General features: G+C 67.0%; 19 protein-coding genes and 2 pseudogenes. 17 read left to right on the plus strand and 4 right to left on the minus strand.

Annotation, left to right across the window (positions count from 1 at the left end; translation table 11 throughout):
* Positions 1 to 311: 311 nt before the first annotated feature.
* Both A6A40_RS22075 and A6A40_RS22080 read left to right on the plus strand, forming a co-directional pair.
* On the plus strand, positions 312 to 1,025 hold the full coding sequence (locus tag A6A40_RS22075) for an IS6 family transposase (RefSeq protein ID WP_108547976.1): 714 nt from the start codon (positions 312 to 314) through the stop codon (positions 1,023 to 1,025).
* 192 nt (positions 1,026 to 1,217) lie between these two features.
* Positions 1,218 to 1,439 carry a transposase gene (locus A6A40_RS22080; protein WP_108547977.1) on the plus strand — a complete coding sequence of 74 codons (222 nt, stop codon included), beginning with the start codon at positions 1,218 to 1,220 and terminating at the stop codon, positions 1,437 to 1,439.
* Between the two features lie 3 nt (positions 1,440 to 1,442).
* Here the strand turns inward: A6A40_RS22080 and A6A40_RS22085 are convergent, their stop codons facing one another.
* Positions 1,443 to 2,339, minus strand: a complete 897-nt coding sequence (locus tag A6A40_RS22085; protein WP_108548081.1) for a LysR family transcriptional regulator — start codon at positions 2,337 to 2,339, stop codon at positions 1,443 to 1,445.
* Between the two features lie 145 nt (positions 2,340 to 2,484).
* Here A6A40_RS22085 and A6A40_RS22090 point away from each other — a divergent pair, with 145 nt between their 5' ends.
* The 9 genes from A6A40_RS22090 to A6A40_RS22130 all read left to right on the plus strand — a co-directional run bounded on the left by A6A40_RS22090 (position 2,485) and on the right by A6A40_RS22130 (position 11,559).
* Positions 2,485 to 3,468 (plus strand): Bug family tripartite tricarboxylate transporter substrate binding protein, encoded by a 984-nt coding sequence (locus tag A6A40_RS22090; protein WP_108547978.1) that lies wholly within the window; start codon positions 2,485 to 2,487, stop codon positions 3,466 to 3,468.
* A 22-nt stretch (positions 3,469 to 3,490) separates the two neighbouring features.
* Positions 3,491 to 3,976, plus strand: a complete 486-nt coding sequence (locus tag A6A40_RS22095; protein ID WP_236783947.1) for a tripartite tricarboxylate transporter TctB family protein — start codon at positions 3,491 to 3,493, stop codon at positions 3,974 to 3,976.
* A gap of 16 nt (positions 3,977 to 3,992) precedes the next feature.
* Complete coding sequence (locus A6A40_RS22100) at positions 3,993 to 5,492, plus strand: tripartite tricarboxylate transporter permease (protein ID WP_108547979.1); 1,500 nt, start codon at positions 3,993 to 3,995, stop codon at positions 5,490 to 5,492.
* Between the two features lie 42 nt (positions 5,493 to 5,534).
* A complete protein-coding gene (locus A6A40_RS22105; RefSeq protein ID WP_108547980.1) occupies positions 5,535 to 6,299 on the plus strand; it encodes an aldolase/citrate lyase family protein in 765 nt (254 codons plus the stop codon).
* A gap of 67 nt (positions 6,300 to 6,366) precedes the next feature.
* Positions 6,367 to 7,335 (plus strand): Bug family tripartite tricarboxylate transporter substrate binding protein, encoded by a 969-nt coding sequence (locus tag A6A40_RS22110; protein ID WP_108547981.1) that lies wholly within the window; start codon positions 6,367 to 6,369, stop codon positions 7,333 to 7,335.
* A 10-nt stretch (positions 7,336 to 7,345) separates the two neighbouring features.
* Entirely contained in the window at positions 7,346 to 7,810 is a 465-nt protein-coding gene (locus A6A40_RS22115; protein WP_108547982.1) for a tripartite tricarboxylate transporter TctB family protein, read from the plus strand.
* A gap of 13 nt (positions 7,811 to 7,823) precedes the next feature.
* Complete coding sequence (locus A6A40_RS22120) at positions 7,824 to 9,323, plus strand: tripartite tricarboxylate transporter permease (protein WP_108547983.1); 1,500 nt, start codon at positions 7,824 to 7,826, stop codon at positions 9,321 to 9,323.
* Between the two features lie 25 nt (positions 9,324 to 9,348).
* Entirely contained in the window at positions 9,349 to 10,320 is a 972-nt protein-coding gene (locus tag A6A40_RS22125) for a tripartite tricarboxylate transporter substrate-binding protein (protein WP_108547984.1), read from the plus strand.
* A 126-nt stretch (positions 10,321 to 10,446) separates the two neighbouring features.
* Complete coding sequence (locus A6A40_RS22130; protein ID WP_108547985.1) at positions 10,447 to 11,559, plus strand: SMP-30/gluconolactonase/LRE family protein; 1,113 nt, start codon at positions 10,447 to 10,449, stop codon at positions 11,557 to 11,559.
* A 19-nt stretch (positions 11,560 to 11,578) separates the two neighbouring features.
* Here the strand turns inward: A6A40_RS22130 and A6A40_RS22135 are convergent, their stop codons facing one another.
* Positions 11,579 to 12,664, minus strand: a complete 1,086-nt coding sequence (locus tag A6A40_RS22135) for a LacI family DNA-binding transcriptional regulator (protein ID WP_108547986.1) — start codon at positions 12,662 to 12,664, stop codon at positions 11,579 to 11,581.
* Between the two features lie 352 nt (positions 12,665 to 13,016).
* Between A6A40_RS22135 and A6A40_RS22140 the strand changes: the two genes are divergently transcribed.
* Genes A6A40_RS22140 through garD form a run of 6 tightly spaced genes read left to right on the plus strand, consistent with a single transcriptional unit; the run spans position 13,017 to position 20,047 of the window.
* Complete coding sequence (locus A6A40_RS22140) at positions 13,017 to 14,360, plus strand: MFS transporter (RefSeq protein ID WP_158279333.1); 1,344 nt, start codon at positions 13,017 to 13,019, stop codon at positions 14,358 to 14,360.
* Between the two features lie 47 nt (positions 14,361 to 14,407).
* Positions 14,408 to 15,466: a mannonate dehydratase gene (locus A6A40_RS22145; RefSeq protein ID WP_108547988.1), complete on the plus strand. Its 1,059-nt coding sequence runs from the start codon at positions 14,408 to 14,410 to the stop codon at positions 15,464 to 15,466.
* Positions 15,467 to 15,525: 59 nt separating this feature from the next.
* On the plus strand, positions 15,526 to 16,416 hold the full coding sequence (gene glxR, locus A6A40_RS22150) for a 2-hydroxy-3-oxopropionate reductase (protein WP_108547989.1): 891 nt from the start codon (positions 15,526 to 15,528) through the stop codon (positions 16,414 to 16,416).
* 30 nt (positions 16,417 to 16,446) lie between these two features.
* On the plus strand, positions 16,447 to 17,733 hold the full coding sequence (locus A6A40_RS22155) for a glycerate kinase type-2 family protein (RefSeq protein ID WP_108547990.1): 1,287 nt from the start codon (positions 16,447 to 16,449) through the stop codon (positions 17,731 to 17,733).
* Positions 17,730 to 18,503, plus strand: coding sequence for an HpcH/HpaI aldolase family protein (locus A6A40_RS22160; RefSeq protein ID WP_108547991.1), 774 nt, complete (start codon positions 17,730 to 17,732; stop codon positions 18,501 to 18,503). The genes A6A40_RS22155 and A6A40_RS22160 overlap by 4 nt, the downstream gene beginning before the upstream one ends.
* A 14-nt stretch (positions 18,504 to 18,517) precedes the next feature.
* Positions 18,518 to 20,047, plus strand: a complete 1,530-nt coding sequence (gene garD, locus A6A40_RS22165; RefSeq protein WP_108547992.1) for a galactarate dehydratase — start codon at positions 18,518 to 18,520, stop codon at positions 20,045 to 20,047.
* A gap of 43 nt (positions 20,048 to 20,090) precedes the next feature.
* Here the strand turns inward: garD and A6A40_RS22170 are convergent.
* Positions 20,091 to 20,216: pseudogene (locus A6A40_RS22170) on the minus strand (IS630 family transposase); the annotation flags it as partial.
* Positions 20,203 to 20,519: pseudogene (locus A6A40_RS31630) on the minus strand (transposase); the annotation flags it as partial. The pseudogenes A6A40_RS31630 and A6A40_RS22170, both read right to left, overlap by 14 nt.
* Between the last annotated feature and the right edge of the window lie 23 nt (positions 20,520 to 20,542).

Genomic DNA, 20,542 nt, shown 5'->3' on the forward strand with positions numbered 1-20,542 from the left:
AACTTTATGACACAGTAGAATTAGCAGGACGCGGAAAAAGCGGTGCCTGTCCGGCCTGTCGTGATTCTCTCCGATCGAAGAGAAAGCCGCCGAAGAGGGGACGATGCGGGGGCTCTGTTGCAAAGTTGGCCGGCAGGCGCGAGGTGATGGTTATGGACAACACCGCCAACGCTATGCGCCCTGAAGTTCGAGTTGCTGGCTGATGAACTGCACAGCTTCGGCGAACACACTGGGTCCAAGGTTGAAGGCGCGTTCCAGGTACCGTCAAGTCCACGATGGCGGGGCGGCAGTGGTGCGGGTATAGGGTTGCCATGACGACGTCTCGTGACCCCCGCTACGTCGGCTACCGCTTCCCCGCCGAGGTTATCGCGACGGCGGTGTGGCTCCACTTCCGCTTCCCCTTGAGCCTGCGTATGGTCGAGGAGATGCTGGCGGCCCGCGGCACCACCGTGAGCCATGAGACGGTGCGGAAATGGGCCTTGAAGTTCGGCCGCGAGATCGCAGATCGATTGCGCCGGCGGGCGCCACGCCGGGGCGATAAATGGCACCTCGACGAGGTCGTCCTGACCATCGCCGGCAAGAAACATTATCTGTGGCAGGCTGTCGACCGCGATGGCTTCGTGCTCGATGTGCTGGTGCAGAGCCGGCGCGATGCCAAGGCGGCCAAGCGCCTGCTCCGCAAATTGCTGAAAAAGCAGGGCCGCGCGCCGCGGGTGCTGGTGACCGACAAGCTGAAGTCCTACGCCGCGGCCAAGCGGACCATCATGCCGGGGGTGGAGCATCGCCAGCACAAGGGCATCAACAACCGGGCCGTGAACTCGCACCAACCGACCCGGCGACGCGAGCGGCAGATGAAGCGCTTCAAACCGCCCCAACAGGTGCAGCGCTTTCTGTCTATCCATGACCCGATCGCCAACCTCTTCCACCTCCGCCACGATCACCGTCCCGCCTCCGACTACCGCGCAGCCTGCGCCCAGGCCTTCACCACCTGGGCCGAAGTCGCCGGTACGCCGCTGGCCGCTTGATCCCCCGATCTCCGGGCATCCGTGGCCGAGCTGCGCCAACCATAAGGTCGGTGCCAACGAGTTGACGGTGCCGTCGGCGGGCGGCGTTCGCATTGTAGGGCACGGTCAGAAACCTAAACAGAGGCGGGGCCGCTGCCTACGACAGCGATCCCATCCGTGCAACAACCCGCCAAAGCCGGGGAGGCGCTCGGCATGACGGTCCAGCCGATCGCCCGTGACCGCGACGGGGTGTTCATCCCCACCGAAATCGCCTGGGTGGTGGAGCGCTCCTTCAGCTGGATCAGCTGCTACCGGCGATTGAAAACCATCGTCGAGCGGACGGAGGAGCACCTCGTCGCCTTCGTCCAGATCGCCTTCATTTCCATCCTCTCCAGGCGCCTGAAGGGGCTCACGCCTCAGGCCGGCGGCCGATGACGTCTACAAACATGCTCTAACACGCTCTCGCAGGACCGTTTGTACGGTTGCTACCGCGGGGTTGGCGTTTCTTGGACGCCAGACCGCGTGCAGTTCCACGATCGGATGCGCATCGCCCGCAAGCGGTCGCAGCACCACCCCCTGAAATCTCAGATTGAATGCCGCGCGCGGCACAAGCGCCAGCCCGATGCCCGCCTTCACCAACCCGAGGATCGTGTGGATCTGGCTGATGTGCTGCGCATAGCGCGGGCGGACCCCGGCGCTGGTGAACAGGGTGGCGAGGAGGTCGTAGAAGTAACGCGCCTCGTACGGCGAATAGGCCACCATCGGCTGCTGGTCGAGGTCGGCGATCGACACCTCCGGAAGCGCGGCGACGGGATGGCCTTCCGGTGCGGCCAGCACCAGCGGTTCGCGCACCACGCACAGCGAGTCGAATTCACGGCGGTTGTAGGACGGACGGATCAGGCCGATGTCGATCCGGCCGGCCGTCAGCGAGTCCAGCTGATCGGCCGACACCATCTCTTTCAGGTCCAGATCGATGCCCGGCGCCGATTCCCGCAGCGTCTGGATCAGCTGCGGCAGGAATTCATACCCGGAGGCCGCAGTGAAGCCCAGCGTCACCGTTCCCTCCTCGCCGATCGCCGTCCGCCGGGCGGCCAGGGCGGCGCCCTCCGCCAACCGAAGCAGCCGGCGCGCTTCCGGCAGGAAGTTATGCCCCGCCCGCGTCAGGGTGACAGACCGGCTGGTGCGGTCCAGAAGCCGGACATCCAGCGCATGTTCCAGCAGCTGTATCTGACGGCTGAGCGGCGATTGCGTGAGATTCAAGCGCGCGGCGGCCCGACCGAAATGAAGTTCCTCGGCGACCGCAACGAAGCATCGGAGATGGCTGAGCTCGAACATCGATCCAAAAATGGCATCGATCAATGCGCAAAACAACTCATTAAGCAACGACTGTCCGTGTAACGTACCATCAATGTCGCGAACGAAAATGTGCCGCGGACCACAGGCACGACACGCGCGAAGCCGCCAAGTGGAGGAAATGCCGATGAAGTTTCGTCGTCTGGGGGCGGCTGTCGCTGCCTTGGCGCTGTGCGGCGCCCTCATTCCCACCCTCGTGCAGGCACAATCGTTCGACCGCCCGGTGCGCATCGTCGTTCCCTTCGCCCCCGGCGGCACGTCCGACATTCTCGCCCGCCTCATCGGCCCCAAGCTGTCCGAAGCGGTCGGTCAGCCGGTGGTGGTGGAGAACAAGCCGGGTGCGGCGGGCAATATCGGCGCCGATGCCGTGGCGAAGGCCAAGCCGGACGGCCACACGCTTCTGCTGATGGACATCGGCTCACTGGCCGTGGCCCCCAGCCTGTTCCCGGACCTGTCCTACGATGTGCAGAAGGATCTGGCGCCGGTCGGAATGGTGATGTTCGGCCCCTATGTGCTGGCGGTGCATCCGTCCGTGCCTGCCAAGACCGTTCCCGAACTGGTCGCCTACGCCAAGGCCAACCCCGGCAAGCTGGCGGTCGCCAATTCCGGCGTCGGCGCGCTCAACCACATCACGTCGGTGGCGCTGGCCCGAGACCTCGGCATCGACTGGAAGGCTGTGCCCTACAAGGGCGGCGCCGCGGCGTCGCGCGCGGTCGTGTCCGGCGAAAGCACGGTCATCATCAACGGCGCCACGGCGACGCTGCCCTTCGTGACGTCCAAGCAGCTCGTCGGGATCGCCGTCACCGGCGACGGGCGGCTGCCCGCCCTGCCGGAGGCGCAGACCTTCAAGGAGGCCAAGCTCCCGCTGTCCGACGCCGGGACATGGCAGGCCATCCTGACCACCGGCAAAACCCCGCCGGAGATGATCTCCAAGCTGAATGCCGAGCTTCAGAAGATCCTGGCGATTCCCGAGATCAAAGAGAAGGTCGCGGAACAGGGCGGCATGGTGCGCCCCGGCACGCCGGACGAGGTCAAGGCATGGCTCGCCACCAACATCGAGTCCTGGGGCGGCATCGTCCGCGCCGCGGACATCAAGTCCAACTCCAACTGACCAGCTTCACCGGACATTCGCCATGCCCCATTTCGACATGTCCCAGCTCCGGCCGGCGGGGCGGCGGCTCGACTGGCCCGACCTTCTGTTCGGCGTATTCCTGATCGCGTTGTCTGCGGGCGCCTTCGCCGCGACGTCGAGGCTCTCCGGCGGCTCCGCGGCCGATATGGGGCCGGGCTACATGCCGCGTGCCATCGCGCTGATCCTGCTCGGCTTCGGCCTGTTCTTCGCCGGCCGCAGCCTGGCGCGCGGCCATGCCGGCATCGAGCGGGTACAGGCGCGGCCGATGCTGGGAATCGCCGTCGCCGTCGGGGCCTTCGCACTCCTGATCGAGGACGCCGGTCTGGTGGCAGCCTCCTTCTCGGCGGTCCTGCTGGCCGCCGCCGCCAGCCGCCAGAGCCGCCTGTTCGAAGTCATCCTGTTCGGCCTGTGCGTCACCGCCGGGGCGGTCCTTCTGTTCGTGAAGGCGCTCGCCCTGCCGGTCCCCATCTGGCCCTGGTCCATCTAGCTCGGGTAGGCATCCCATGGAGCTGTTCGACAATCTCCTGCTCGGCCTGTCCACGGCCCTGCAATTCAACAACCTGCTCTATTGCCTGATCGGCGTCGTCATCGGAACGGCGATCGGTGTGCTGCCCGGCATCGGTCCCATCCCGACGGTGGCTCTGCTGCTGCCCTTCACCTTCGGGCTGCCGCCGGAATCGGCGCTGATCATGCTCGCCGGCATCTTCTACGGCGCGCAGTACGGCGGTTCCACCACGGCCATTCTGGTGAATGTGCCGGGCGAAACGTCCTCGGTCGTCACCTGCCTGGACGGGCATGCGATGGCGCGCCAGGGGCGGGCGGGTCCGGCGCTGGCGATCGCCGCCGTGTCGTCCTTCTTCGCCGGAACCGTCGCGACAATCGTCATCGCGCTGCTCAGCCTGCCGCTCGCTGCGTTGGCGCTGAAATTCACCGCGGTGGAGTATTTCAGCCTGCTGGTCCTGGGCTTGCTCGCCGCCGTGATCCTTGCCCATGGTTCGGTCTCGAAATCGCTGGCGATGGTGTTCCTCGGGCTGCTGTTGGGAACCATCGGGATCGACGTGAATTCCGGTGCCGCCCGAATGACCTTCGGCATCCCGGCCCTGTCCGACGGGCTCGATTTCGTCCCAGTGGCGATGGGCATGTTCGGGCTGGCCGAGATCATCGCCAACCTGGAGCGCAACGAGGTCCGGCAGGTGGTCAGCCAGAAGCTGCGCGACCTCGTGCCGACGCGCGCCGACCTCAAGGCGGCCTTCCCCGCCATGCTGCGCGGCACCGCCATCGGCTCGGCGCTGGGCGTGCTGCCAGGCGGGGGTGCGGCGCTGCCGCCCTTCACCGCCTATGCGCTGGAGAAGAAGATCGCCCGCGATCCCCAGCGTTTCGGCAAGGGCGCCATCGAAGGCGTCGCCGGGCCGGAGGCGGCGAACAACGCCGGGGCGCAGACCAGCTTCATCCCGCTGCTGACCCTCGGCATTCCGGCCAATGCGCTGATGGCGCTGATGATCGGCGCGCTGATGATGCAGGGCATCCAGCCCGGCCCGCAGGTGATGACCGAACAGCCGGCCCTGGTCTGGGGCGTCATCGCCAGCATGTGGACCGGCAACCTGATGCTGCTGATCATCAACCTGCCGCTGGTCGGGCTGTGGGTCTCGATGCTGAAGATCCCCTACCGCCTGCTGTTCCCGGCCATCGTCCTGTTCTGCTGCATCGGCACCTACGGCATCTCCAACAGCGTCTTCAACGTCTGGCTCATGCTGGGCTGCGCGGTGGTCGGCTATTTCTTCATCAAGGTGGGGGTGGAGCCCGCGCCGCTGCTGCTCGGCCTCGTTCTCGGCCCGCAGCTGGAGGAGAATTTCCGCCGCGCCATGCAGCTGTCCGACGGCGACCCGTCGGTCTTCCTCACCCGCCCGATCAGCGCCGTCCTGCTCGCGGTCGTCGCGGTCCTGCTTCTCGCCATGCTGTCCCCCGCGGTCCTGCGCAAACGCACGGAAGCGCTGGCGGAATAGGCAGGCAAACCCGTCAACCCCCATCGAAAGGCACGCCGTCCCGTGGACCTCCGCACCAATTCCTTCAAGCGCGCCATCCAGGCCGGCCAAAAGCAGATCGGCTTCTGGAACAGCATGGCCAGCCCCACCGCCACCGAGATCCTGGCGGGTTCCGGCTTCGACTGGCTGCTGCTCGACGCCGAACACGCGCCCAACGACGTGCCGGGCATCCTGGCGCAGTTGCAGGCGATGATGGAAAACACGACGCATCCGGTCGTCCGCATTCCGGACAACGATCCGATCGTCATCAAGCGCTATCTCGACATCGGCGTGCAGTCCTTCCTGGTCCCGATGATGGAGACGGTCGAGGAGGCCAAGGCCGCGGTCGCCGCCACGCGCTTTCCCCCCGACGGCATCCGCGGCTTCGCCGGGGCCAGCCGGGCCTCGCGCTTCGGCCGGGTGAAGGACTATCACCGCCGCGCCCACGAGGAGATCTGCATCCTCGTGCAGATCGAGACTCGCAAGGGCCTCGACAATCTGGAGGCCATCGCCGCGGTGCCGGGCATCGACGGTCTGTTCATCGGTCCGGGCGACCTGTCGTCCGACCTCGGCTATCTCGGCGACCAGGGCAACCCGGAGATCGTGGATCTGATCGAGAAGACCATCGGCCGGATCGTCGCCGCCGGCAGCCGGGCCGGCATCCTCACCGCCGACGAGACGCTGGCGCGCCGCTACATGGCGGCCGGCTGCGTCTATACCGCCGTCGGGATCGACACCGGCCTGCTCGCCCGCACCACCGAGGCGATCGCCAGGAAATTCAGGGACTGAAACGACGTCGGCCATGACCGCCGATCGCCGGCGGCAGCCAAAAAACAAAGTGGAATAGGGAGGAACCATGAAGACCTTGCCGTTTCTCACCATGGCCGCGGTCGCCGCGATGCTGTCCGTGCCGGCCCTCGCCGACTATCCGGACAAGGCGCTGACGATGATCGTGCCCTTCCCGCCGGGAGGCGCGTCGGACACAACGGCGCGGCTGATCGGACCGAAGCTTACCGAAGCCGTCGGCCAGCCGGTCGTCGTCGAAAACCGGCCCGGCGCCAACGGCTCGATCGGGGCGGCGCAGATCGCCCAGGCAAAGCCGGACGGCTATTCGCTGCTGGTCGCCTCGATCGGCGTCTACGCCATCAATCCGGTGCTCTACAAAGGGCTGAAATACGATCCCAGAAAGAACTTCGACCTGCTGACGGTGGCGGTGCGCACGCCGAACGCGCTGGTGGCGACGCCCAACCTCCCGGTCAACACCGTCGCGGACCTGATCGCCCATCTGAAGAAGAACCCGGAAAAGGTAACCTTCGCGTCCTCGGGCACCGGTTCCTCGGACCACCTCACCGCGGCGCTGTTCTGGCAGCAGACCGGCACCACCGGCCTTCATGTGCCCTACAAGGGCGGCGGTCCGGCCATCACCGACCTGATCGGCGGGCATGCCGAGGTGTCGTTCCAGAATCTCGGCGCGGTCACCGGCCACATCAAGGCCGGCAAGCTGAAGCTGCTGGCCGTCACCAGCGACAAGCGCATCCCCGCCTTCCCCGATACGCCCACCATGGCGGAGGCCGGCGTTCCGGGCGTCGAGGTCTATTCCTGGCAGGCCGTCGCCGCCCCCGCCGGTCTGCCGAAGGACGTAAAGGCCAAGCTGGAAGCCGGCCTAACCGGCGCACTCGCCGCCCCCGACGTCAAGGGCCGCTTCGAGGAGGCGGGCTTCGAGGTGGTCGGCACCGGCAGCGCCAAGTTCGCGCAGTTCCTCGACGCCGAACTGACGCGCTGGAAGTCGGTGGTGGAGACCGGAAACATCACTCCGGACCAATAAGGCAAATCCGATGACGACCTGTTCGCGCAATCCCAAGGATCTCTGTGCGGGCGTCATCTACATCGCCGTCGGACTGGCGGCGGTGTGGATCGGCCGCGATTATGCCCCCGGGACCGGCAGCCGCATGGGACCCGGCTATTTCCCCACCGTGCTCGGCTGGCTGCTGGCCGTCTTCGGCGTGTTGTCCGTCCTCCGCTCCTTCATCCAGGACGGCGGCCCGATCGGAGCCGTCGCCTGGAAGGGGCTGGCGCTGGTGGCGGGCGCAACCGCGCTGTTCGGCGTCCTGCTGGAACCGGCCGGGCTGATTCCGGCACTGCTGGCGCTGATCCTGGTCAGCGCCGCGGCCAGCCGGATGTTCCGCTTCGAGGTCCGCGCCGCTGCGGGGCTTGTGGCCCTGCTGGCCTTCTGCGCGCTGGTCTTCGTCAGGGGGCTGGGCGTGCCGATGGCGCTGCTCGGCCCCTGGTTCACCGGATGAGCGGGAGGCCACCATGGACATCCTGGCAAATCTCGCGCTCGGCTTCCAGACCGCGCTGGGCCTCTCCAACCTCGCCTACTGCCTGCTCGGCGTGTTCCTGGGCACCGCCATCGGCGTGCTGCCGGGGCTGGGGCCGGTCGCCACCATCGCCATGCTGCTGCCCGTCACCATCGGGCTGCCGCCGGAATCCGCCCTGATCATGCTGGCCGGCATCTACTACGGTGCGCAATATGGCGGCTCGACCACCGCCATCCTGGTCAATCTGCCGGGTGAGTCCTCCTCGGTGGTGACGGCGCTCGACGGCTATCAGATGGCTCGCCAGGGCCGGGCGGGCACGGCGCTCGCCACCGCCGCCCTCGGCTCCTTCTTCGCCGGCACGGTGGCGACGGTCCTGCTGGCGCTGTTCGCGCCGCCGCTGGCCGATCTGGCGCTGAAGTTCGGTCCGGCCGAGTATTTCTCGCTGATGGTGCTGGGGCTGGTGGCGTCCATCGTGCTGGCGCAGGGTTCGCTGCTGCATGCGCTGGCGATGATCGTCATGGGCCTGCTGCTTGGCCTGATCGGCACCGACGTGAACTCCGGCACCGCGCGCTACACCTTCGACCTGCCGCAACTGGCCGACGGCATCGGCTTCGTCATCGTCGCCATGGGCGTGTTCGGCATCGCCGAGATCGTCGCCAATCTGGAGAACGAGGCGACGCGGACCACCATGGTGAAGAGCGTCACCGGCCTGCTGCCCTCCAGAAGCGACCTGAAGCGCATCGTGGCGCCGGTTCTGCGCGGCACGGCACTGGGATCGCTGCTCGGCATCCTGCCGGGCGGCGGGGCGATGTTGGCCTCCTTCGCGGCCTACTCGATGGAAAAGAAGGTCTCCCGCCATCCGGAGGAGTTCGGCAAGGGCGCCATCGAGGGCGTCGCCGCACCGGAGGCCGCCAACAATGCCGGGGCGCAGACCTCCTTCATCCCGATGCTGACGCTGGGCATCCCGTCGAACCCGGTGATGGCGCTGATGATCGGGGCGATGATCATCCAGGGCATCCAGCCCGGCCCGTCGGTGATGACCGAACAGCCGGCGCTGTTCTGGGGGATCATCGTCTCGATGTGGGTGGGCAACATGTTCCTGCTGGTGCTCAACCTGCCGCTGATCGGGCTGTGGGTTCGGATGATCGCGGTCCCCTACCACCTGCTCTATCCGGCGATCCTGGTGTTCTGCGCCATCGGCGTGTTCAGCCTGAACAACTCGGTCTTCGACATCTTCCTGATGGCCGGGTTCGGGGTGCTTGGCTACGTCTTCCGCAAGCTAGACTGCGAGCCGGCGCCGATGCTGCTGGGCTTCATCCTGGGACCGATGATGGAGGAGAATCTGCGGCGGGCGCTGCTGATCTCCAAGGGCGATCCGATGGTGTTCGCGACGCGCCCGATCAGCGCGGCCATGCTGGTGGTGGCGCTGGCGCTGCTGGTGACGGTCCTGGCGCCCGCTGTCCGGCGCAAGCGCGAGGAAGCCTTCCAGGAATGAAGCCCGTTTCCAAGGAGTGACTGTCATGTCGCTGAAGACCTTGTTGTCCCTGGCAATGCTCCTGGCGCTCTGCCTGCCCGTCCAGGCCGCGGAGCGGGCCGGGCCGCCCCTGACCATCGTCGTTCCCTTCGCGGCCGGCGGCCCCACCGATGCGCTCGGCCGCGCGCTGGCGGCGGCCATGGCCGACTCCCTGGACCGCAAGGTGGTCGTCCGCAATGTGGATGGAGCGGGAGGCACCGTGGGCGCCGAGCGGGTCGCGAAGGCCGGCCCCGATGGCAACACGCTGCTGCTGTCCAACATCGGGCATGCCACCAGCATGTGGCTCTACACGGCGTTGCGCTACCACCCGGTCGATGATTTCGCCCCCATCGGCATGGTGGCCGAGGTGCCGATGACGCTGGTCGCGAAGCCGGGCCTGAAGGCTGCCACGGTCGAGGAGTTCAAGGCCCTGGTCCGGACGGAGGGAAACCGGCTGTCCATCGCCAACGCCGGCGTCGGCTCGGCCTCCTATCTGTGCGGGCTGCTGCTGATGGACATGCTGAGGACCGAACTGACCAGCGTCCCCTATCGCGGAACAAAGCCGGCGGTGATGGACGTGATGAACGGACATGTCGATCTGCTCTGCGACCAGACCACCCACACCTTGCCGCTGATCAGGTCTGCCCGCCTGAAGGTACTGGGGGTCAGCGCCAAGGCCCGGACAGCGGAGCTGCCGCAGGTGCCGACCCTCGACGAGGCGGGGCTGGCCGGATTCGACCTGACGGTCTGGCATGGCCTCTACGCACCGAAGGGCACACCGCCGGAAACGGTCGCCGCGCTCGTGGCGGGACTGCGGGAAGCGTTGGCGAGCCCCAGCCTGACGGCCGCCTTCGCCAGCCGCGGCGCCCGCCCGGCCTCACCCGGCGACGCGCAGCCCGACGCCCTGCAGGCCCAGCTTGCCAGCGAGGTGCAGCGCTGGGGGGAGATCCTCCGCAAGGCGGCGATCTACGTGGAATGACTTGTCCCGCATGACCCTTCCGCTGCCGGCCGGCGCGCGGAAGGGAAACGACACGGAAGGCGACCGCCTCCCGTGAGCCGGCGATCCATGTCCAAAAATCCAAAACTGAAACTCCGAGGAGACATTATGACCACACTCCCCAACCTCGGTCGGCCCGCCCTCGGCCGGCGCCGCTTCCTGCAGGTCGCCGGCGCCGGTGCGGCGATGGCCGCCGGCAACGCCTTCGCTCAGGCGATCCCGTTCACGCCCAACGCCCGCTATCCCGACCCGGCCGTCCAGATCCTGGATCCGAGCTTCGCCAAGTACCGTATCTACAGCAGCTCGGTGGAGCAGGTCGCCACCGGCTTCCGCTGGGCCGAGGGCCCGGCCTATTTCCCGGAGACGGGCACGCTCCTGTTCAGCGACATTCCCAACAACCGCATCATGAGTTTCGACGAGAAGACCGGGAAGACCACGGTGTTCCGCGAAAACGCCAATTACGCCAACGGCAACGCTTGCGACCGGCAGGGGCGGCTGGTCACCTGCGAGCATTCGGTAACCCGGCGGGTGGTCCGCACCGAGAAGAGCGGCGAGATCACCGTGCTTGCCGAGTCCTATCAGGGCAAGCGCCTGAACGCGCCCAACGACGTGGTGGTCAAGTCGGACGACAGCGTCTGGTTCACCGATCCCCTGTTCGGCATCAACGGCGAATGGGAGGGGTTCAGGGCCAAGCCGGAGCAGGAAACCACCAACGTCTACCGCATCGCCCCGGACGGCCGCATCGCGGCGGTGGTCACGGATCTCGTGAATCCCAACGGTCTGGCCTTCTCGCCGGACGAGAGCAAGCTCTATGTGGTGGAATGGAAGGGCACGCCAAACCGCAGCGTCTGGAGCTTCGACGTCGGCAAGGACAACACCCTGTCCAACAAGACCAAGCTGATCGACGCGGCCGATTTCGGGGCGCTGGACGGCTTCAAGGTCGACCGTGACGGGAATCTGTGGTGCGGCTGGGGAAGCAACGGCGCCCTGCAGGGCGAACCCACCCAGGTCGGCGGCCACATGGTCTATCCGTTGAAGGGCAAATCCGAAGACCTCGACGGCGTGATGGTGTTCAACCCCCAGGGAAAACCCATGGCCTTCATCAGGCTGCCCGAGCGCTGCGCCAACCTGACCTTCGGCGGGCCGAAGAACAACCGGCTCTACATGGCGAGCTGCCACTCCGTCTACGCCCTGTATGTGGAGGCGCACGGGGCCGTCTGACCCGGCTCTCGATCGTCGGTCAGGCGGTGGCCCGTTCCACGATCTCGAATCCGACGTCGACGACCTTCCTGGTCACCCGGTTGCCTGCCAGACGGGTCAGCAGGGCTTCGGCGGCCAAACGGCCGATTGCCGACCGATCGATGCGCACCGTGCTCAACGGCGGCGACATGTAGGCGGCGAAATCCAGGTCGCCGAAACCGATGACGGCGATGTCCCCCGGGACCGACAGGCCGCGGGCCTGCGCCTCCAGCACCACGCCATGAGCCATGGCGTCGGAACTGCACTGGATGGCGCCCTGGCGGAAGCCGCGGGCCAGCAGCTCACCCAGGGCCTGCCGCCCCATGGCCATGGAACTTGGGGCCTCGGTCGAAAGGCAGGTGACCTCCTGGATGCCATGCCGGGCCAGGGTTGCAACGAATTCGCGGGTGCGCAGCATGGCGCGCTCGTCCTCGGCACTGATCGCCGCGAACTGACGGTAGCCCTTGTGATGGAGATACTCGGCGACACCCCTGCCAACCGCCTGATGGGAGAAGCCCACGGCCATGTCCACGGCCTTGTGCGACAGGTCCCAGGTTTCGACGATCGGGATGTTGGCCGCGCGCAGTTGCCGGCGCGTCTGCGCCAGATGGCTGGTGCCGGTGAGATACAGGGCGTCCGGACGGCGGCTGAGGATGGCCTGCAGCAGTTCGCCCTCCCGCTCGGTCGGATAGCCGGACAGCCCCAGCAGCATCTGATAGCCGTCCAACGCCAGCCGGTCGGTGAAGGCCTGGATCGCTCCGGAGAACAGCACATGCGTCAGCGTCGGCACGACCGCGGCGACCAGCTTGGTCCGGCTCGATGCCAGCCCGCCGGCCAGCAGGTTGGGCACATAGCCGGTTTCGGAGATGGCCTTGAGAACGATTTCCCGCAGTTCCGGCGTCACCGATTCCGGGCGGTTGATCACGCGGGAGACCGTCATCCTGGAAACGCCGGCCAGCATCGCCACGGTTTCCAGGGTCGCCTTGCCGCTGGTCGGACGCGTGGCACGGCTTCCGGCGGCCTTTGCCGACAGGGCGTCTTTCTTGGCTGCACCCTGACGCGGGCGGATAGCTGGTGTGTCGGACACGGTGTAAACCCCAGGATGTAGAGTTTAGATACGGCTTGCGACGGTTCGACGCAAGGATGTCCGGCGGACGGGCAGCGGACGAATGGCGCCTGCCCGTACCCGCGGCACCTACCTCGATCGTTGGGCCAACGGAAAAAAATCGTGGCAAAGCGCCGCAGGCCCTTGCGCCGTCCCGATGTTGAGTTTAGGAATCACAGCGCTATTGTGAGCGGTAACAAGAGACATCAAGAACTCTTCCGGCCATAAGAGAGCGCTCACATCAGAATTTTTCTCCCGATCGGCGCGCCTCAGAAAATAACAAACGGCAGCGCAGCATCGAGAATGGAGGCGCCACATGAGTGTCAACACAGTGATGGATCACAGCTCTGTCGCAGGCGCGGCAGCGGCAACAAAAACACGCATCCGCTGGACGATCGTTGTTATGCTGTTCGTTGTGACAGCGATCAACTACGCCGACCGCGCCGTCCTGGCCATCGCCGGCCCGGTGCTGTCCAAGGACCTCGGCATCAATGCCGCGCAGATGGGCTTCATCTTTTCCGCCTTCGGCTGGTCCTACGTCATCGGCCAGTTGCCGGGCGGCTGGCTGCTCGACCGCTTCGGCTCGAAGTGGGTGTATGCGGCGAGCATCTTCACATGGTCGGTGTTCACCCTGTTCCAGGGCTTCGTCGGCTTCCTGACCGGCGCCGTGGCGGTGACGGCCCTGTTCGCGCTGCGCTTCGCCGTCGGCCTTGCGGAAGCCCCGTCCTTCCCCGGCAACAGCCGCGTGGTCGCCGCCTGGTTCCCCGGCCATGAGCGCGCAACGGCCTCTGCTATCTTCAACTCGGCGCAGTATTTCGCCACGGTGATCTTCGCCCCGCTGATGGGCTGGCTCACCCACTCCTTCGGCTGGCCTTGGGCCTTCGGCTTCATGGGCGCCCTGGGTCTGGTCGTTTCCGGCATCTGGCTGAAGACCGTCTACAGCCCGGTCGAGCACCCGAAGATCAATCAGGCGGAGATCGACTACATCGCCGCGGGCGGCGGTCTGGTCAACATGGACGACGCTGCCAAGAAGAAGACCGATGCGGCAGGCGGCGCCAAGTGGGATTACATCCGCCAGCTGTTCGCCAGCCGGATGATGGTCGGCATCTTCCTGGGCCAGTTCTGCATCAACGCGATCACCTATTTCTTCATCACCTGGTTCCCGGTCTATCTGGTTCAGGCCCGCGGCATGTCGGTGCTCAGCGCCGGTTTCATCGCCTCGATCCCCGCCATCTGCGGCTTTGCCGGCGGCATCCTGGGCGGCGTGCTGTCTGACACGATGCTGCGCAAGGGCTTCTCGCTGACCGCGGCGCGCAAGACGCCGATCGTTCTCGGCATGCTGCTGTCGATGAGCATGATCGCCTGCAACTACACCGACGTGCAGTGGGTGGTGGTCGGCTTCATGGCGCTGGCCTTCTTCGGCAAGGGCATCGGCGCGCTGGGCTGGGCCGTCATGTCGGACTGCGCGCCCAAGGAAATCACGGGCCTGTCGGGCGGCGTCTTCAACATGTGCGGCAACATCTCCTCGATCAGCACGCCGATCATCATCGGCTACATCATCCAGACGTCGGGTTCGTTCAACGGCGCCCTGCTGTTCGTCGGCGCCAACGCCCTGATCGCCGCGGTCAGCTATCTGGTCGTCGTCGGCGAGATCAAGCGCATGGAACTCAGGAAGTGAACGCCTCCGTCATCCCCCGCTGAAGACGCATTCGAGAGGATTTCCCGATGTATATCGGCGAACAGCTGATCAACCCGACCGACAGCCGCCTGCGCCTGTCCGCCCAGCTCGGCTGCAAGGGCATCGTCATCGACACCCGCCCCAACACCGCGGTGATCGGCGAGGACGGGCTGTGGGATGCCGGCAAGGTCGCGGCGCAGCGCCGGTGGATCGAAAGCCACGGCATGCGCCTGGAAGGCATGGCCCTGGATGTCGGCTCCATCCTGCTCGACAGCCTGCGCGCGCCCGAAAAGGCGGCGGCCAAGGCGAAGGAGCTTCGCCGCAACATCCAGGCCGCCGCGGACGGCGGCGTGGACATGGTGAAATACACGGTCGCCATGGTCGGCATCACCCGCACCGGCGAGGTGGAGGGGCGCGGCGGCATGCGCTGCTCCACCTTCAAGGCCGAGGAGTACAGGGCGGAGAACGACGCCCGCTTCTCCTATTGGGGCACCGTCCTGCCGGACGACGAGGATGCGCGCGCCGGCGGCGCTGCCGAAACTTGCGGCCAGGTGATGGCATCGCAAGCCGGCGGCGTCTCCGAAGCGGACGGCTGGCGGGCCATCGAGTATCTGGTCGAAGCGCTGCTTCCCACCGCCGAAAAGGCGGGCGTGAAGCTCGCCTGTCATCCGCACGACCCGGCCTATCCGCCGGGCGGCCTGAACGGCGTGCACCATGTGCTGGGCTCGCTGGACGGCCTCAAGCGCTTCGTCGCCCTTGCGCCTGAAAGCAAGTCGCTCGGCTTCAACTTCTGCCAGGGCACCATCGCCGAGATGTCGCGGAACCCGACCGAGACGGTGCTGGAAGCGATCAGAACCTTCGGCCCGCAGAACCGCATCTTCATGGTCCATTTCCGCAACATCAGGGGCGGCTACCTCGACTTCCGCGAGGCGATGCCGGACGAAGGGTCGGTGGACATGGCGGCCTGCATCCGCGCCTACCGCGAAGTCGGGTACAAGGGCGTCCTCTGCCCGGACCATGTCCCCTTCTCCGACGTGGATCCGGACCGCGAGCGCTTCTTCTCCTTCTGCCTGGGCTACACGCAGGCCCTGCTCCAGGCAGCCTGATCCCGGCGCCGCCAGCTGAAAAACATGGTCATTCGCAAATAAACAGGATTGGAGACATCATGAGCAAGATCGGCTTTATCGGATTGGGTATCATGGGCGCGCCGATGGCGGGCCACTTGCAGGCGGCGGGCCACGCGCTGTTCGTCCACACTGTCGGCCCGGTGCCCAACGCCCTGACCGCCGGCGGTGCCGTGACCTGCGGCTCCGGCAAGGAAGTGGCGGAACAGGCCGAGATCGTCTTCATCATGGTCCCCGACACCCCGGACGTCGAAAAGGTCCTGTTCAGCGCCGGCGGCGTCGCCGAGGGCCTCAGCGCCGGCAAGATCGTGGTGGACATGTCCTCCATCTCCCCGGTCGCCACCAAGGACTTCGCCCGCCGCGTCAACGAGTTGGGCTGCGACTATCTCGACGCACCGGTGTCGGGCGGCGAGGTCGGCGCCAAGGCCGCTTCCCTCACCATCATGGTCGGCGGGCCGGAGAAAGCCTTCGCCACCGTCAAGCCGCTGTTCGAGCTGATGGGCAAGAACATCACCCTGGTCGGCGGCAACGGCGACGGCCAGACCACCAAGGTCGCCAACCAGATCATCGTCGCGCTGACCATCGAGGCGGTCGGCGAGGCCCTGCTGCTCGCCGCCAAGGCCGGCGCCGATCCCGCCAAGGTCCGTCAGGCCCTGATGGGCGGCTTCGCCAACTCCCGCATCCTCGAGGTCCATGGCGACCGCATGGTCAAGCGCACCTTCGATCCCGGCTTCCGCATCGAGCTGCACCAGAAGGACCTCAACCTCGCGCTCGCCACCGCCCGCTCGCTCGGCGTCAGCCTGCCCAACACCGCAACCGCCCAGGAGCTGTTCAACGCCTGCGCCGCCAACGGCGGCAAGGCCTGGGACCATTCCGGCATGGTCCGCGCCCTGGAAATGCTCGCCAACTTCGAGATCGGCCAGAAGGTCTGAACTGAAGGCCTGAGAAGGGAGGCTCGTTCCATGTCGACCGTTCCGCGCGACCTGCTGCGCCAGATGTTCGAGGCCGCAATCGCCGCCGCCCAGCCGGCGCTGTGCGTGCCGGCCAACCTGCCTGAGCCCCCCAAGGGCCGGCTCGTGGTGATCGGCGCCGGCAAGGCCTCGGCGGCGATGGCGCGGGCGGTCGAGGACCATTGGCCGGGAGACCTCTCCGGGCTGGTGGTCACCCGCTACGGCTATGCGGTGCCGTGTGAGCGCATCGGGATCGTCGAGGCCGCCCACCCGGTGCCCGACGCCGCCGGGCTGGCGGCGGCCGAGCGCATCCGCGCCCTGGTCTCCGGCCTCGGCGCGGACGATCTGGTGCTGTGCCTGATCTCCGGCGGCGGCTCGGCGCTCCTGGCGTTGCCGCTGGACGGCGTGACGCTGGAGGACAAGCAGGCGGTCAACCGCGCCCTGCTCGCCTCCGGCGCCACGATTTCCGAGATGAACTGCGTGCGCCGCCACCTGTCGGCGGTGAAGGGCGGCCGGCTCGCCGCCGCCTGCGCCCCGGCACGGGTGCTGACCCTGCTGCTGTCCGACGTGCCCGGCGACAACCCGATGGACATCGCGTCGGGCCCCACCGTCGGCGATCCCACCAGCTGCGCCGACGCGCTCGCCATCCTCCGCCGCTACGGCATCGACGTGCCGCCCGCGCTGCTGGACGTGTTGGAAAGCGGGCGCGGCGAAAGCGTCAAGCCGGACGACCCGCGGCTGGCGGGCTGCGAGGCCCGCCTGATCGCCACGCCGCAGATGGCGCTGGAGGCCGCCGCCGCCGTCGCCCGCGAGGCCGGCTATCCGGTCCACATCCTGAGCGACCGCATCGAAGGCGAGGCGCGCGACGTCGGCAAGGTGCTGGGCGGCCTCGCCCTGCAGGTGGCCGACCGTGCCCAGCCCTTCACCGCGCCCTGCATCCTGCTGTCGGGCGGCGAGACCACGGTGACGGTGCGCGGTGGGGGCCGCGGCGGCCGCAATGTGGAGTTCCTGCTGTCGCTCGCCATCGCGCTGGACGGCCATGCGGCCATCCACGCCATCGCCGGCGACACCGACGGGGTGGACGGGCAGGAGGAGATCGCCGGCGCCGTCATCGGCCCCGACACGCTGGCCCGGGCCTGGACCCTCGGCCTCAAGCCGCGCGACAGCCTGGCCGACAACGACGGCCACGGCTTCTTCGAGGCGCTGGGCGACGGCGTGGTGACCGGCCCGACCCTGACCAATGTCAATGATTTCCGCGCGATCCTGATCGGCGCGCCGAGCCATGAGGTAAAGCCATGACCATTCCCCAGAATAGCTTCAAGCGCGCGCTGGACGCCGGCCACCTGCAGATCGGCCTGTGGTCGATCCTGTCGAGCCATGTGACGGTGGAGATCATCGCCGGCTCCGGCTTCGACTGGCTGGTGCTGGACACCGAGCATTCGCCCAACGAGCTGCCGATGGTCTACAGCCAGCTGCAGGCTGCGGCGGCCGGCGGACGGGCACATCCGGTGGTGCGGGTGCCATGGAACGACATGGTGACGCTGAAGCGCTACCTGGACATCGGCGTGCAGTCCTTCCTCATCCCCTATGTGGAGAGCGCGGAGGAGGCGGCCAACGCGGTCGCCTACACCCGCTATCCCCCCCATGGCGTGCGCGGCTATTCGGCCGCGCCGCGGGCGAGCGGCTTCGGCCGGATCAAGGACTATCCGCAGCTGTGCGAGGCGGAGCTTGCGGTCCTGGTGCAGGTGGAAAGCCGCCGTGGCCTCGACAACATCGAGGAGATCGCGGCGGTCGAGGGGGTGACGGGCGTGTTCATCGGCCCCGGCGACCTGGCGGCGGCGCTGGGCCATGTCGGCAATCCCAAGCACCCGGAGGTGCAGGCGGCGATCGAGGACGCAATCGCCCGCATCCGCGCCTGCGGCAAGCCGGCCGGCATCCTGTCGGCCGACGAGGCGCTCGCCAAGCGCTACATCGAGCTGGGCTGTACCTTCGTCGCCGTCGGATCCGACCTCGGCATCCTTGCCCGCACCTCCGAACAGCTCGCCGCAAAGTTCAAGACGAACGCCTGAGAGGACCCCGTCCGATGTCCGACACCCCGCTCTACATCAAGGTGCATGGCGACGACAATGTCGCCATCATCGTCAACACCATGGGCCTGCCGGAAGGAACGACGTTCCCCTGCGGCCTGAGCTTGCGCGAATTCGTACCCCAGGGCCACAAGGTGGCGCTCGCCGATCTGGCGGAGGGCGAGCCGATCCTGCGCTATGGCGAGGTGATCGGCCATGCCGCTCGAGACATCGCCCGGGGAAGCTGGATCGAGGAATCGCTGGTGAGGCTGCCGCCCGCTCCGGCACTGGCCAGCCTGCCGCTCGCCACCAATGTTCCGCCGGCGCAGCCCCCGCTGGAGGGCTACACGTTCGAAGGCTTCCGCAACCCGGACGGATCAGTCGGCACCAAGAACGTGCTGGGCATCAGCATGAGCGTGCAGTGCGTGGCGGGGGTGATGGATTTCGCCATCGAGCGCATCAAGAAGGAACTGCTGCCCCGCTATTCCAATGTCGACGATGTCGTCGCCATCGAGCACGCCTATGGCTGCGGCGTGGCAATCAACGCCCCCGAAGCGGTGGTGCCGATCCGCACCCTGCAGAATCTCGCCCGCAATCCCAACCTGGGCGGACAGGTGATGGTGGTCGGGTTGGGCTGTGAGAAGCTGCAGCCGGAACGCCTGCTGCCGGCCGGTGCAGCCGGCGACACCAGCATCATGACGCTGCAGGACGAACGCCATGTCGGCTTCGGCGCCATGGTCGCCTCGATCATGGAGATGGCGGAAAAGCGCCTTCGGGAGCTGAACGGGCGCCGGCGCGTGACCTGCCCGGCCGCCGACCTCGTCGTCGGCATGCAGTGCGGCGGCAGCGACGCCTTTTCGGGGGTCACGGCCAACCCGGCGGTCGGCTATGCCTCGGACCTGCTGGTGCGGGCCGGCGCGACCGTTATGTTCTCCGAAGTGACGGAGGTGCGCGACGCCATCCACCTGCTGACGCCGCGCGCGGTCGACGAGGAGGTCGGCCGGGCCCTGATCCGCGAGATGGACTGGTACGACCGTTACCTCTCCGCCGGCCAGACCGACCGCAGCGCCAACCCGTCGCCGGGCAACAAGAAGGGCGGGCTGGCGAATGTGGTGGAAAAGGCGCTGGGCTCCATCGCCAAGTCGGGTAGCAGCCCGATCGCCGGGGTACTGTCGCCCGGCCAGCGGGCCGACCGCAAGGGACTGATCTATGCCGCGACCCCCGCCAGCGACTTCGTCTGCGGCACGCTGCAGTTGGCATCGGGCTGCAACATGGAGGTGTTCACCACCGGGCGCGGCACGCCCTATGGCCTCGCCATGGTGCCGGTCATCAAGGTCTCGACCCGGACCGCGCTGGCCGAGCGCTGGCATGATCTGATCGACGTGGATGCCGGACGCATCGCCACCGGTCAGGCCACCATCGAGGACATCGGATGGGAGATCTTCCGCATGATCCTGGATGTCGCCAGCGGCCGGAAGAAGACCTGGGCCGACCATTGGGGCCTGCGCAACTCGCTGACGCTCTTCAACCCGGCGCCGGTAACCTGATCGGACCGACTCCAGGGCGATGTGCGGACCTGCAATACCAAGTTCATGACGTTCTGACCTGCAAGGCCCACGGATAACCACAGGTTGATCGAATGCGGCCAGGTTTGTTGATGAGGGAGATCCAGGCTCGGCAACAGGCGTCGACGATGTGCTTTGTGTCGCCGAATAAAGGCGTACTTCACAGCGACTCCTTGGCGAAGTACGCCGCCGCATTTTTTCGGGTATCGCGCTCCATCTTTACACGGGCCATTTCTGCCCGCAGACGGCTGATCTCCATTTGCTCAGCGCTGACGACCGTTGTCGTGGCGCCCTTCAGGCCGCCATTGCCAGCCGCCTTGACCCGGTTGTGCAACGTTGGTTCCGACTAGCCCAACATCTTGGTCACTGCGGCAATTCGCTGGCCGCCCGAGACCAGACGGACCGCTTCCTCTTTGAGTTCCAGCGCATACCACGCCCTTGTCGCCTTCGCCATATCGCCTCCTGTTCGCCGCCGAT

It is taken from the genome of Azospirillum humicireducens, assembly GCF_001639105.2.
GTDB classification, from domain to species: domain Bacteria; phylum Pseudomonadota; class Alphaproteobacteria; order Azospirillales; family Azospirillaceae; genus Azospirillum; species Azospirillum humicireducens.